The 13,976-nt window shown below is 42.6% G+C and carries 12 protein-coding genes; all 12 read left to right on the top strand.

The annotated features are described in order from the left end of the window. Positions 1 to 19 precede the first annotated feature (19 nt). The 12 genes from ACYVD3_RS21885 to ACYVD3_RS21830 all read left to right on the top strand — a co-directional run bounded on the left by ACYVD3_RS21885 (position 20) and on the right by ACYVD3_RS21830 (position 13,975). Complete coding sequence (locus tag ACYVD3_RS21885; protein ID WP_460644620.1) at positions 20 to 172, top strand: hypothetical protein; 153 nt, start codon at positions 20 to 22, stop codon at positions 170 to 172. Positions 173 to 233: 61 nt separating this feature from the next. Next, on the top strand, positions 234 to 896 hold the full coding sequence (locus tag ACYVD3_RS21880) for a response regulator transcription factor (RefSeq protein WP_460644619.1): 663 nt from the start codon (positions 234 to 236) through the stop codon (positions 894 to 896). Further along, positions 893 to 1,903, top strand: a complete 1,011-nt coding sequence (locus ACYVD3_RS21875; RefSeq protein ID WP_460644618.1) for a sensor histidine kinase — start codon at positions 893 to 895, stop codon at positions 1,901 to 1,903. Before ACYVD3_RS21880 ends, ACYVD3_RS21875 begins: the two co-directional genes overlap by 4 nt. A 131-nt stretch (positions 1,904 to 2,034) precedes the next feature. After that, a complete protein-coding gene (locus ACYVD3_RS21870) occupies positions 2,035 to 2,664 on the top strand; it encodes a biosynthetic peptidoglycan transglycosylase (RefSeq protein ID WP_460644617.1) in 630 nt (209 codons plus the stop codon). Between the two features lie 105 nt (positions 2,665 to 2,769). After that, entirely contained in the window at positions 2,770 to 3,582 is an 813-nt protein-coding gene (locus tag ACYVD3_RS21865; RefSeq protein ID WP_460644616.1) for a TraX family protein, read from the top strand. A 17-nt stretch (positions 3,583 to 3,599) separates the two neighbouring features. Next, a complete protein-coding gene (locus tag ACYVD3_RS21860; protein WP_460644615.1) occupies positions 3,600 to 4,364 on the top strand; it encodes an ABC transporter ATP-binding protein in 765 nt (254 codons plus the stop codon). Beyond that, entirely contained in the window at positions 4,354 to 6,330 is a 1,977-nt protein-coding gene (locus ACYVD3_RS21855) for an ABC transporter permease (RefSeq protein WP_460644614.1), read from the top strand. The genes ACYVD3_RS21860 and ACYVD3_RS21855 overlap by 11 nt, the downstream gene beginning before the upstream one ends. Before the next feature lie 409 nt (positions 6,331 to 6,739). Continuing rightward, the gene (locus ACYVD3_RS21850) at positions 6,740 to 8,587 is read left to right on the top strand and encodes a cache domain-containing sensor histidine kinase (protein ID WP_460644613.1); all 1,848 of its coding nucleotides are present in this window, start codon (positions 6,740 to 6,742) and stop codon (positions 8,585 to 8,587) included. Beyond that, positions 8,562 to 10,208: a response regulator gene (locus tag ACYVD3_RS21845; protein ID WP_460644612.1), complete on the top strand. Its 1,647-nt coding sequence runs from the start codon at positions 8,562 to 8,564 to the stop codon at positions 10,206 to 10,208. Before ACYVD3_RS21850 ends, ACYVD3_RS21845 begins: the two co-directional genes overlap by 26 nt. Before the next feature lie 262 nt (positions 10,209 to 10,470). Then, the gene (locus tag ACYVD3_RS21840; RefSeq protein WP_460644611.1) at positions 10,471 to 11,868 is read left to right on the top strand and encodes an ABC transporter substrate-binding protein; all 1,398 of its coding nucleotides are present in this window, start codon (positions 10,471 to 10,473) and stop codon (positions 11,866 to 11,868) included. Positions 11,869 to 11,999: 131 nt separating this feature from the next. Then, positions 12,000 to 12,896, top strand: coding sequence for a carbohydrate ABC transporter permease (locus ACYVD3_RS21835; protein ID WP_460644610.1), 897 nt, complete (start codon positions 12,000 to 12,002; stop codon positions 12,894 to 12,896). 227 nt (positions 12,897 to 13,123) lie between these two features. Continuing rightward, a complete protein-coding gene (locus ACYVD3_RS21830) occupies positions 13,124 to 13,975 on the top strand; it encodes a carbohydrate ABC transporter permease (protein WP_460644609.1) in 852 nt (283 codons plus the stop codon). The last annotated feature ends 1 nt before the right edge of the window (position 13,976 follow it).

Below are 13,976 nucleotides of genomic sequence, written 5' to 3'. Positions count from 1 at the left end.
TGTACGAGGAGAAAATAATATGAAGAAAAAATTTGCATTTTTACTCATGGGAAGTCATTATAATCCGGAGGTGCATCAGGCATGTTTTGAGACAGAGAAACAAATCGGCTATGTTACCCATAAGCCTGAACAGGATCAGCTATTTTCTGATTTCTTTTCAAGTTTTGGTTGATCCTATAAGTAACGGGTATCATACCAATACGGCAAATAGGAATTTGGGAGGTAATTTCAATTTGAAACTGTTTATCATTGAAGACGATAAGGTTCTTAGAACAGAGCTGATTTCCCTGCTTGAAAGCTATAATTATTCTTGTGAAACAAGTGATGACTTTAAAAATATTATATCGGAAGCAACGGGTTCAAACGCCGACCTGATTTTACTTGATATCAATCTGCCTTATTGCGATGGATATCACGTGTGCCGGGAGATCCGCAAGACATCAGATGTGCCGATCATTGTTGTAACAAGCCGCAACAATGACATGGATGAACTGATGAGCATGAACCTGGGCGCCGACGATTTTATTACGAAACCTTTTAACATTCAGATTTTGCTTGCCAGGATCGGAGCCATACTCAAACGTACCAATCAGAAAAATTATTCATCAGAAATAGAATATAAGGGCTTGACATTGTCAATGGCAAAAAGTACAGCATATTACGAAGGCAAAGAAACCGGGCTTACGAAAAATGAACTGCGCATCCTTTCCGTTTTAATGCAGAATGCAGACAGCATCCTGTCGCGGGATGATTTGATGGATGAGCTTTGGCAGTCGGATGAATTCGTGGATGACAACACACTGACAGTGAATGTCAACCGTCTCCGTAAAAAACTTGAAGAAATCGGGGCAGTGGATGTTATAAAGACCAAACGCGGTCAAGGGTATATGATATGAAGATTTCAAGCTTTTTGAAAGATAAGATTTTATTTTTGTTGGCCCAGGGCTTTATCATTGTTTTTTTAGTTTTACTGTTAGATGTTTACCATATCAGCCATTATGCCATTATACTTATATCCATGACCATTGTCATAATTTCTTCCGGTACGCTGATATACGAATATTTAGTCCGCAGCAGATATTATCATGGACTCAATAAAACCCTGGAGTCCATGGAACAAAAGCAGTACATTGCTTCACTTTTAGAAGAGCCTGATTTTGCCGAAGCAGAAATTCTCTGCCAGATTCTTAAGCAGGTTACAAAAGCCATGAACGATGAGATTGCATCCTATAAAATATCCCAGGATGAATACCGGGAATACATTGAAACATGGATCCACGAGATAAAGATCCCCATTTCCTGCATTGATCTTATGTGCAAAAATAACCGCAATGAGATCACAAAGAAAATTTCTGAGGAAACGGTACGGGTGGATTCTTATATTGAACAGGCACTATATTATGCCCGAAGCACAAACGTAGCGTCTGACTACAGCATCAAAAGGTTTTCCCTTGACAGCCTGGTGAAAACCGCTGTAAAGAAACACTCAAAACAACTGATCGGATGCGGCGCACAGGTTACACTGGACAATCTTGACTATACCGTTTATGCTGACGAAAAGTGGCTTGATTTCATTATAGGGCAGGTGATTGCCAACAGTATCAAATATAAAAAAGATGGTCTGACTCTATGTTTTTTTGCTGATGAAAACCAGGAAAATATTGTTCTTTCTATGGGGGATAACGGAACCGGTATTTCTAAAAGTGACCTTGGGAGGGTGTTTGAAAAAGGATTTACAGGAGAAAACGGAAGAGCTTTCGCCAAGTCTACGGGGATCGGGCTGTACCTTTGCCGTGAGCTGTGTAAGAAAATGTATCTGGGAATAGAAGCCCAGTCAAGGGAAGGCCAGGGGACAACTATTAAAATAATATTTCCGAAAGACAGACAGTCTTTCCTGCAGTAAAGGGTTCCGCATATTTGCAAGCGGAACCCTTTTATCTTACAAATTTGTTCGTTTCACGTAAGTAAAATCTATGGTTACAGAATCCTTTCGCTGTTATACTGAAGAAACAAACCAGGAAAGGAGTAATTTTGATGAAAAATAAAATAACCAGTATCAGTATCCTGTTGCTTGCTGTCATCAGTTTCCTTATGGGTATTGTGAAACTATCTCCTATGGTTTCTGCCGGATATGAAATGTATAAAACCGCAACAGAAACCATAGGCGTACCGGACAGGATTGAAGAACTTAAACAGCAGAAAAGCTATATTACATTTGATGAAATACCGGAAGAATATATAACCCAGGTGTTAAAGTCAGAGGACAAACGTTTTTATTATCATTTTGGCATTGATCCCATAGCCACTGCAAGAGCCATGGCAAACAATGTGATCGGGGGAGGCTTTGTACAAGGGGGAAGCACCATTACCCAGCAGCTTGCAAAAAATATGTATTTTTCTTTTGAAAAGAAATATGAGCGGAAGATCGCAGAACTGTTTGTTGCTTTTCAGCTTGAAAAAGAACTTACAAAGGAGGAGATACTGGAACTTTACTGTAATATTGCATACTACGGGGAAGGCTGCTATGGATTAAAACAGGCCGCAAATCATTATTACGGTGTGGAACCTTACGGGCTGACAACCACACAGGTCAAAGCACTTGTGTGGACAATTAAAAGTCCAAATAACTACAATCCCAATGTTTACAAAGAAATACCGGTATAATGGAAGTTGACAAAAATGTTCGTTTCCTGTAAGCCAAATCAATGGCTGTAAACGGCAGATGAAATTATAATAAATAGAAGTCAGATATAGAAAAGGAGATCATACATGATACAAAAAGGATTCAGCAGTTTTCAGATTAAAATAATAGCTTTGGTGCTTATGGTATTGGATCATATTCATTATACGTTTTCAGGCATTTATCAAGTTCCTCTGTGGTTTACAATGCTGGGCAGATTATCGGCGCCTTTATTCATTTTCGCTACAGCCAACGGCATGAGATACACAAGAAACCCGGTAAAATATTTAATGCGTTTATGGGTTGGATCTGTATTTATGGGTTTTGGCAATGAACTGATTAACAGTTACTTCCCATTGCCAGGCGGTGGGATGATTATAAATAATATTTTTTCTACATTATTTGTAATATGCCTGATCATATTCAGTATTCAGCGGATTTCCATATGCAGGAAAGAGAGCCGTCCATTTCTGCAATATATATTTTTAATGCTTGTTCCTGTTTTCAGCAGTATCATCATTTTAATGACCATGTCTAATCCTGGTTTATTGTTTATAACAAGAGGGATAATGCTCTTTGTTCCTTCCATCTTATTCTGTGAAGGCGGTATTGTACTGGTTGCTTTAGGCGTTGGATTATATTTATGCAACCAGGATAAAAAGAAAATAGGTATCTTTTATTTTCTGCTCAGCCTTTTGATCTTTGCAATGGGTTATAATCCCGAGATCGGTGTGGAAAGCATGTTTTTGGATAATATTCAGTGGTATATGGTATTTGCTTTACCATTTATGCTGCTCTATAATAAACAGAAGGGCCGTGGAATGAAATATTTCTTTTATGCCTTTTATCCGGCCCATATTTATATTTTAACGATTTTAGCCAATATTATTTCTAAATATTAGAGGAGAGGAGGGACATTATGAATACAATCTTAAAGGTTCAGAACCTTCAGAAATATTACGGCAACAAAGGCAATGTAACAAAGGCTGTTGACAATATCAGCTTTAATGTTTCAGAAGGAGAATATATCGGGATCATGGGGGCATCGGGCAGCGGAAAAACCACCATTCTTAATTGTGTTTCCACCATTGATGATGCGACCTCAGGGCATATTTATATTGACGGAACTGATGTTACTGAGATGAAAGCAGAGGCCCTGTCAAAGTTCAGACGAGAAAAACTTGGTTTTATTTTTCAGGACTTTAATCTTTTGGATACCCTCACTGCCCATGAAAATATTGCCCTGGCTCTGGCAATTATGAAAGCTCCTGCAGGAGAAATGGATGAGCGGATCCACCAGGCCGCCTCCCTTTTAAACATCACGGAGGTATTGCATAAGTATCCGTACCAGATGTCAGGAGGGCAAAAGCAGCGTGTAGCTGCAGCCAGAGCCATCATTACAAATCCCAGCCTGATTCTTGCAGATGAACCTACCGGAGCCTTGGACTCCAAGTCTGCAAAGATGCTTTTGGAAAGCTTTAAAAATCTCAATGAACAGATAAATGCTGCTATTTTGATGGTAACCCATGATGCTTTTACCGCCAGCTATTGCAAACGCATTTTGTTCATTAAAGACGGTAAGCTGTTTAATGAGCTTATCAGGGGAAAGGAATCACGCAAGGAATTTTTTGACCGGATCATGGAAGTTATAGCCCTTCTTGGAGGTGATTTAAGTGCTGACTAAGCTTGTTTTTAAAAATGTCGGAAAAAGCATGCAGGATTACACGGTATATTTTTTCACTCTTGTATTTGGGGTTTCTATCTTTTATATGTTTAACTCCATCTATGCACAGCAGGAGATCATGGTAGTGACGGAAATATTGACTGATTCCATGATTGCACTTAGAAAGATATTATCGGTTATATCCGTATTCGTTGCGGTGATCCTGGGTTTTTTGATCGTCTATGCGAATAGTTTTTTCATCAGGCGCCGTAAAAAAGAAATGGGTATTTACATGACTTTGGGTATGAGCAAAGGTAAAATTTCTGCCATTTTTGTACTTGAAACATTTCTCATGGGACTCCTTGCTTTAATTGCAGGGCTGGTAACCGGTGTTTTCGGCTCACAGTTTATGTCTGTGTTTACCGCTAAGATATTTGAGGCGGATATGACCGCCTATAAATTCATATTTTCACCAGATGCAGCGGTGAAAAGTATCTTTTATTTTGCAATTATTTTTTTGACCGTAATCATTTTCAATACAATTGCAGTGAGCAAGTATAAACTGATTGACTTGATTTACGGCGGCCGGAAAAATGAAAGCTTAAAAATCAGAAGTACCAGATTATCCTTACTGGTTTTCCTGGTATCCATTGTTTTTTTAGGAACCGCATATGCCTTGGTTTTGAAAAATGGAATTATTAATATTAACCGTACCTTCCTTTGGTCCATTATTTTAGGAACGGTTGGTTCGTTACTGTTTTTCTTTTCCCTTTCGGGAATACTTATAAAGCTGGTACAATCAAATAAGAAGCTGTATTATAAAAACCTGACCATGTTTGTAACCCGTCAGCTCACCAGTAAAATCAACACAAATTTTATATCCATATCCGTGGTCAGTATTGTATTGCTTCTGGTAATCGGTATTTTTTCAACCGGTTACAGCATGAAAAATATTCTGTCGGCTGATTTAAAGGAGACTGCTCCCTACGATGTCAGTTTTTATGGCAGCAATAAGGAAGGGAATCATGAGAACATATATGAAAGCCTGCCTTTGTCAATAAAAAGTATTGATGCCATTCGCCATGAATATAGCACGTACCGCGGAGACCTTCATTACAAGGATTTCCCGGTTGAATATTCTTCTCTGTCCTTTGATATTGGTAAGCGTGTTCTTGATTTTGTAATGTTTTCTGATTACCAAACGTTTTTGGAAATGCAGGGAAAGGAAAAAAACGATCTTCCTGAAAATGAGTATTTCATCATTGCTACCGGTGATGTTTACCAGCATGTTGCACAGCAGTTTCTTGATAAAAATGTAACGATTTCCCTTGGAAATAAAACCCTTCAGCCAAAAGGGAACGTGCAAAACATAAAGCTTTCCAACAGTGATTCCGGTATTACATTTGTTGTGAATGACGGGTTTTCTGAAAGCCTTGACAAGTCGCCGGATCATGTGCTTAACATGAAAAGCAAGACAGGGGAAGAGTCAAAGAAACTTCAGGAAAAGCTGAATCAATACAGCAACAGCAAGGATTATCAGGAAAAGGGCTTTTGGTATTATTCAAGCAGAGAGGACATCTATGCCTCCTCAATTGCCATGAAAGCCATTATATCCTTTTTAGCCATATATCTTGGCATTGTATTTATGGTTGCCTGTGCGGCAATTCTTGCAATCCAGCAGCTTGCCCAGGCAGCGGATAACAAGGAACGTTATGCACTGTTAAGGAAGCTGGGAGCTGAAAAGAAAATGCTGGACCAAGCATTGTTTGTACAAATACTCTGTTACTTTTTACTGCCTCTAATGCTTGGAATTGCTCATTCCATTGTTGGGCTTAAGGCTGTAAATGATGTAATGATGGCTTTTGAGCGTGTGAATGTGATGGATAGCGTTCTTATCCCGGCATTATTTATTATTGTTATTTATGGCGTTTATTTTGGATTGACTTATATCGGGTGCAAACATATTTTAAGAAGGGATCATTATTAAAGGGGTTTTTCCTTTTGATACCATGTGAAAATTAAATTCTTTATAACAGACGGCAGCAAAGCAGCGGCAGTCTGAACATTCAAAATACAAGTCCGTGTTTTTCCTATATTGAAAAACATGGGCTTTTTCTATTGACCGGAAGGTCAACCGTATTTTCAATGAAATCGTCAACACCTGGGAGGCTGTGGAGCTGGAGCAGCACTGCATTATTTTTTTTGTTTTTAAATAAATCTGAAATAAAATCAATTAAAATATACTTGGTATGGGCAAAAGTGCCATAGGGAAATTGAGAAAGATTTGCAGATTTAAAAAAATGCCCATCTTTGCAGGAGATAAAATATTTGTTATAATAAAAATTGCTGTGTATCCAGATACCCATTGCTGCCTGATATAGGGAGCTGTTTATAAAATGAAACCAGAAAGAGGAAAAGGGATGAAAAAGCCTTCTAAATTGTCAGTTCGGATGTTCCTGCTGCTTCTGCTGTGCGTGGTCATGCCTCTGGCAGGAGTCTGTATTTACGTGCGGGTCAGTATGGAACATTTTATCCAGGAAAAGCTCAGTGAAAAAGTCATTCAGAACATCTCAAGGGGAGAACGGAATATCTGCGATAATTTACAGAACATAGCTGCGTTGACCAATGTTTTTGTGTATGATGAGGAGCTGCAAAGGCGCATAACAGATCCCAATACCTCCGAATATGACAATACCAAGTACTTTGACCAGATGGTACATAAACTGAGCATTGCCAGCGGGTTTGATTTTGTTCAGGATATGAAGATTCTCCTGTTTGACGATTACGACAGGATCTACTCCAACTGGAGCATGAATTATCAGGATTACCAGTTTCTCCTGGATCAGGACTGGGTGAAAAAGAGCAGGGAGAATAATGGACATATTGTTTGGGCCATGTTTAATCCGGCCTATATCATTGGTGAACAGAAAGACCAGACCTATATTTCCCTGGCAAAATCTCTTCTTAAGGACTATACCACAGGAAACGTCATAGGAACTCTTATTATCAGCATTGACCAGAAAAAATTCAGCGATCTTTTGATGGAATACGCCTATGCCGGTGATATTGCCTATGTCTGCGTGGGAGAAGGAACCGTACTTTTGCAAAATGACACCAAGGGACTTATTCATGAAGAGGATTTAAGGCACCTGTACCGGGAGACGGCGGAGAAAAAAAGCGGGAACTTACGGTACCAGACCGAAGGGGGGAATTTTCTCATCAGCTATTACACCATACCAAAGCCCTGGGTGTTTAACGAGCAGCAGATGAAGGTTTTTCACTTTACCAATTATCAGGAAGTGACCAACCAGATGGAAATGATCGGGTTCCGGATGAACGTGACCCTTCTGATCGTCATATGCGCTCTGATCCTGATCCTGTATTTATCCATCAGGATGCTGGTAAAGCCCATTGTAAAACTCAGCGGCCAGATGGAAAATTATACTCTGGACATGGATTTAAAAGGCATCGACATGGAGCGCTCCGATGAGATCGGCCAGTTAAACCGCTCCTTCCGGCAAATGTCCGTAAACATCCGCGGTTTGTTTCAACAGCTTAAAAACGAGCACGAGGTAAAGGAAAAATACCGGTATGAATCCCTGCGGGCACAGTTAAATCCCCATTTTCTCTTCAATACTCTGTCGACCATACGCTGGATGGCGATCATAAGGGGAGCAGACAATATTGTGGATGGCATTGATGCTCTGGCCCATATATTAAAATACAGCATGAGCAGGGAAAACTGCATGGTAACGGTGGCGGAAGAGGTGGAGAACATCAGGAATTATCTCTATATCCAGAATTGCCGCTATGGAAACCATTGCAGGCTGGAAATCGATCTTGAAGAAGACATCATGAATTTGAAAACAGTTAAATTCATCCTTCAGCCCATTGTGGAAAATGCCATTATCCATGGATATGACAAGGACAGGGAGGAAATCCAGATCCGGATTTACGGTTTTACGGAGGAGGGCAGCCTTAACATTTATGTGGAGGATGATGGAGTGGGCATTTCCCCCAATGTCATCAGGCAGTTTGAGGCTTACAGAAAGGACCGGGTAAAGGAAAGCAAGCTGACAGGCATCGGGATCAAGAATGTGGATGAGTATATCCGGATTACCTTTGGCAATGAATACGGGCTGACCATAGAAAGCCTTAAAACAAGGGGGACTGTGGTATTGTTCACGCTTCCGGTAATAAGAGAGGAGAAATCAGGGGATGAAAAAGGTAATGATCGTGGATGATGAGGTTTTGGTGCGCCTGGGAATCCAGTCATTGATCAAATGGGAAAACTATGGATACCGGATCGTCTGTGACGCATCGGACGGGGAAGAGGCCCTTCAAAAGATCAGGCAGTACCAGCCGGATATCGTTCTTACGGACTTAAAGATGAGCCCGGTGGATGGCTTTGAGCTGATCTCTGAGTGCAGGGAAAAGTATCCTCACATTCAGTTTGTTGTCTTAAGCAGCTATAATGATTTTGACAACGTAAGAAGTGCCATGAAAATGGGGGCGTTTGATTATGTTTTTAAATTGACGGTGAAGCCGGAGGAGCTGCTGAAAATCATGGATGAAGCCACTTCTTCCGGAAAAGGGACAGACACAGCCCAGGAAGCCTCCGCACTGGCGGAAAGGAATCTGGAAGTCATAAAAAGAGGATTGTTTAAAAGGATCTTAAACTCTGAAACCTTTTTGAAAAAATATCTGGAGGAGCTGGCAAAGCTGCCCCTTGCCATGAGCTTTGACCGGCCATTCTGTATTCTCTCCATTACCATCGATGATTTTAAGGTGGCAAGAAAAAAAGGGGATTTTATGGATTTGGAGCTTCTCATATTTACCATGGATAATATTCTTAGTGAACTGTTTGGCCGCCATCACCAGGCGGAGGTGTTCCAATATGGGGAATATGATTTTGCCGTGGCAGTAAACCGGGAAGAACATCAGGACCATAAATCCTTTTTTACTGCAATGGAAAAGGAGTTTGGCATCTTTGCCAGTTGCGCCAGGCAGTATTACGGCCTGGAGGTAAGCGGAGCATTAAGCGGGGAATATACAGGGATCAAAGGGATAAAGGAAGCCATTGCCCAGAACCGTGACACGCTGAAACTGCGCTTTTTTTCGGAACCCGGAAAGCTTCATCAATACATGGGGACCGTCAGGGAAAGGGCTGTGCTGCCGTCGGGGTTTCACAGCTCTGTCTTAGAGCGCCTGGCGGCGGAGCATGATTTTTACGGGATAAAAAAGTTTCTGGAGGAGTTTTTTGAATTTCTGAAAGAAAAAAACCAATGGGAGCCGGAGGAGATCCGTTATCTGCTGAGAAAGGCTTATGGGGCCCTGGCAGCCTCCTTTGCCCGCAGCAGAGCCGATATCGATATATTCCTGGATAAAAACGGAATAAACATGGAGGCTTCCATCAATGATTATACGTATCTGGAAAAAATCCGGCAATCTGTATTGGAGCTGGTGGAGCAGTATAAAAAGGAGTATGAATCAAACAGCGGCAGGGTCTTAAGGAAAGAGGTTGCCGAAGCAAAGAGCTTTGTACGAAGCCATATGAAGGAAGAAATGCAGGTTGCGGACATTGCGGCCATGGTGAACATGAGCGGCAGTTATTTTTCTCACCTATTTAAAAAGGAGGAAGGGATCAGCTTTGTGGAATATGTTTACCGGGTGAGGATGGAGCATGCCAGATACTTACTGGAACGCAGCGATTTGAAGGTGAATGAGATTGCAGACCAGGTCGGGATTTTTAATCCCAATTATTTCAGCACCCAGTTTAAAAAGAGCGTGGGGCAGTCCCCTTTGGAATACCGCCAGGCACGGTTAAAAAAAGCAGAGGAAATAGCAGGATCTGAAAGAAAATAAGCAGAATTTTAAAGTATTGGAAAAAAAAGGAACCAGGGGAACCGGGAATCGATAAAATTGGAAGAAAGACAGCAGGCAGAGGGATATCACTTACCTGCTGTTTTTGCTATAGTATAAACAGTTGTTACGGTTTAAGCATGTGGGGCATCTGCCCTATAGAAATATTTGCGTAATTTGCTCTTAGTGAGCAAGCTCACACGCGCAAATTGCGCAAATATTTCTGCATGTCTGAACTAAATCAAAATTATTGGAGGAAGGTACAATGAGAAAGTGGAAAAAATCAGGGGCTCTCGTCATGGCATCTCTCATGGCAATGTCAGTGATGGCCGGCTGCCAGGGAGGTCAGAAGACGGAACAGGTGACTGCGTCGGCAGAGACAGCAAAAACAGAAGCAGCAAAAACTGAGGAACCAAAAGCAGGTAACGGAGAACCCGTGGTTTTACGGATGTGGGGAGGCGTTCCCGCGGAAGCCGGGCCTCAGGCGGTTTGCGATAACTTTAATCAGCTCTACAAGGATAAAGGGATACAGGTAGAGTACGAGAGGTTTGTAAATGATGATACGGGAAATTTAAAGCTGGAAACAAATCTTCTCTCAGGAGACGGAGTGGATCTTTATATGACCTACGCCACCGATGTCCTGACAAAGCGGGCGGAAGGAAACATGGCGCTGGATCTTTCGGAGCTCATTGCCCGGGATGATTTCCAGCTGACAAAATATTTTGGAACTCTGGCCGAAGCGTATTACATTAACGGGAAGCCTTATTCCATTCCAACAAAGCTGGATCAGTACGGAATAGTATTAAATCAAGACATGTTTGAAGCTGCTGGGATTGAAATTCCTACGGAATGGACCTTTGAGGAATTCCGGGAGATTGCCAAAAAGCTTACTCATGGAGAAGGTCAGGATAAGGTTTACGGCATGTTCTGGAATTCCCAGCAGGATCTGACCTACCTTTTCGGCTATTTAGCCGCCCAGACCAACGGCGGAGATCCTATGTATATAAATGACAAGGAAACCAGCTTTGACGATCCGGTAGTGCTTAAATCCGTTGAGCTGATCAATAACATGATGAATGTGGATAAAACATCTCCTACGCATACGGATTCCGTAACCCAGAAGCTGTCACAGGAAAGCATGTTCCTGACAGGAAAATCTGCAATGACGGTGGGCCCATGGATTGTAAGAAGCGTTAAAGATCAGGACAGCTATCCTCATGATTTTAAGACGGCTTTTGCTCCTTATCCGGTGGTGGAAGAGGGACAGAGAAAATACACCCAGGGCGGCTATGGAGATCATCTGTGCATCAATCCAAAGTCCCAGAACATTGACGCTGCATGGGAATTTGCAAAGTGGTACGCCACCGAGGGAATGCTTCCTGTAGTAGAAGGCGGCCGTGTACCGGCTTCCAATACTTATAATGCCCTGGAAGTGACTGAGGCGTTTGTCATGGGAGCTGAGGATTATCTGGATACAGAAACCACTCAGAAGATACTCATAACACCAGCCGACAATTATGCGGTTCCTTCTATTACCAATCATATCGCAGAGGTAAAGAAAATCGTTGTCGAGGAGCTGGAAGGTATCTTTATCGGAAAGCAGACGGTTGAAGATGGCATGAAAAAGGCCAAAGCAAGGGCAGATGAGCTTTTGCAGAAATAATCGGAGACATACTTCCCGGGGCTGCCGTAAAAGAAACGGCAGCCCCGGGAAAATAAAAGAAACACTCTTCGGGTGTACCTGGCTGCTCAAAATACGTGAGCAAAAAAGAAGAAAGGAGGGAACCGCTGATCATGAAGAAAATCAGGCTTAGCAAACAGTTAAAAATAGATTTGACAGGTTATGCTTTCGTACTGCCCAATGTTATCGGTGTGTGTCTTTTCACCCTGTTTCCCATGATCTTTTCCCTGATCATCAGCTTTACGGACTGGGATTATACCAAGGGGATCGGCAACTGGAACTTTATCGGACTTACAAACTTTGTCGAAATGTGGCAGGATAAATGGTTTACCAGTTCCCTGATTAACACCATAATTTTCGCGGTGGGAGTGGTGCCGGTAACAGTTTTCCTGGCACTGGTGCTGGCGGTCATCATCGATAAATACTGCGTTGCCAGACTTCCCATGAGGCTGGCGCTTTTTATGCCCTACATATCCAATATCGTGGCGGTTGCCATAGTATGGGTGATGATGTATTCCCCCTGGGGACCATTTACCCAGATGGTAAAGTTCTTTGGAGTGGAAAATCCTCCCCAGTGGCTTGGAGATACAACCTGGGCTCTGCCGGCGCTGATGCTCATGACCGTATGGTCGGGAGTGGGATATGCCAATATGATCTATACGTCAGCACTTCAGGGGCTTCCCCAGGAGGTTTATGAGGCTGCGGACATTGACGGCGCCAATGAAGTTCAGAAGTTTTTCAGGCTTACGATTCCGTTTTTGTCACCAACCACCTTTTTCCTGATCATTACCACGTTTATCACTTCCTTTCAGGTGTTTGCGCCCATACAGATCATGACAAGAGGCGGCCCAGGAACGGCCACCAATGTGCTGGTTTACTATATTTACACTTCAGCCTTTACCTTTTACAAGATGGGATATGCTTCTGCCATGTCATGGATATTATTTTTGATTTTATTCGGTATAACCATGTTCCAATGGGCAGGGCAGAAAAAATGGGTCAGCTATTAGAGGAAACACCCTGGGGGTATACCTATATGCCCAAAGGGCATGGGCAATAAAGAGGAAACACCCTGCGGGTATACCTGTATGCCCAAAGGGCATGGGCAATAAAGAGGAAACACCCTGCGGGTATACCTGTATGCCCAAAGGGCATGGGCAATAAAGAGGAAACACCCTGCGGGTATACCTGTATGCCCAGAGGACATGGGCGATAAAGAGGAAAGGAGGCGGATGGAATGAAGAAATATCAACGGATCATTTTAAGGGTCCTGTTTACTGTAGTCATAGGGGCTCTGGCTGTCTCCATGGTTACCCCGTTTTTATGGATGCTTTCGGCATCAATGAAGCTTCCACTGGATGTCATGAAGCTGCCGATTGAATGGATACCAAAATATTTTTATCCGGATAACTACAAGAAAGTGTGGAATGTGGGAGGCCTGGCAGCAAGGAATTACCATTTTGGCCTGGCATACTGGAACTCCTTAAAGATCGCTGCCATCAATCTGACGGGATCGGTGCTCACCAGCACACTGGCGGGATATGCCTTTGCCAAAATAAAGTTCAGGGGGCGAGATGTTCTGTTCCTGATCTATCTGGCCACCATGATGATCCCCGGCCAGGTAACGCTGATTCCCAAGTTTGTTATGTTCAACAAAATGGGTCTGACCGGAACTCACTTAACCCTGATCCTGCCGGGGCTGATTACTATTACAGGCACATTTCTCATGCGCCAGTATTTTATGCAGATTCCCGATGAGCTGAGGGAGTCGGCAAGGGTGGATGGCGCCCATGAGTTTCTCATTTGGCTAAAGATCATGGTTCCCATTGCCAAGCCCAATATGGCGTCTCTGGCAATGGTGGTGTTCCTTTGGAACTGGAACAGCTATCTGGAGCCGCTGGTATTTTTAAGCGACTGGAGATTGTATACAATTCCCATTGCCCTTACGAATTTTATTGAAGAAAGCGTGACGGAATACAACCTGGTCATGGCAGCGGCAGCCTCTGCCCTGGTTCCGGCTTTCCTCGTATTTTTGCTGGGGCAGAAGTTTCTTGTCAAGGGCCTGGTGGCCGGTGCGGTGAAAGGATAAG

This window comes from Lacrimispora brassicae, assembly GCF_054772055.1.
This window is presented reverse-complemented; position numbering and strand designations above follow the sequence as displayed.

Excerpts from the sequence above, each read along its gene's own strand:
- ACYVD3_RS21885 (WP_460644620.1), top strand. The coding sequence starts at position 20 with ATGAAGAAAAAATTTGCATTTTTACTCATGGGAAGTCATTATAATCCG.
- ACYVD3_RS21875 (WP_460644618.1), top strand. The coding sequence starts at position 893 with ATGAAGATTTCAAGCTTTTTGAAAGATAAGATTTTATTTTTGTTGGCC.
- ACYVD3_RS21870 (WP_460644617.1), top strand. The coding sequence starts at position 2,035 with ATGAAAAATAAAATAACCAGTATCAGTATCCTGTTGCTTGCTGTCATC.
- ACYVD3_RS21865 (WP_460644616.1), top strand. The coding sequence starts at position 2,770 with ATGATACAAAAAGGATTCAGCAGTTTTCAGATTAAAATAATAGCTTTG.
- ACYVD3_RS21860 (WP_460644615.1), top strand. The coding sequence starts at position 3,600 with ATGAATACAATCTTAAAGGTTCAGAACCTTCAGAAATATTACGGCAAC.
- ACYVD3_RS21850 (WP_460644613.1), top strand. The coding sequence starts at position 6,740 with ATGAAACCAGAAAGAGGAAAAGGGATGAAAAAGCCTTCTAAATTGTCA.
- ACYVD3_RS21845 (WP_460644612.1), top strand. The coding sequence starts at position 8,562 with ATGAAAAAGGTAATGATCGTGGATGATGAGGTTTTGGTGCGCCTGGGA.
- ACYVD3_RS21840 (WP_460644611.1), top strand. The coding sequence starts at position 10,471 with ATGAGAAAGTGGAAAAAATCAGGGGCTCTCGTCATGGCATCTCTCATG.
- ACYVD3_RS21835 (WP_460644610.1), top strand. The coding sequence starts at position 12,000 with ATGAAGAAAATCAGGCTTAGCAAACAGTTAAAAATAGATTTGACAGGT.
- ACYVD3_RS21830 (WP_460644609.1), top strand. The coding sequence starts at position 13,124 with ATGAAGAAATATCAACGGATCATTTTAAGGGTCCTGTTTACTGTAGTC.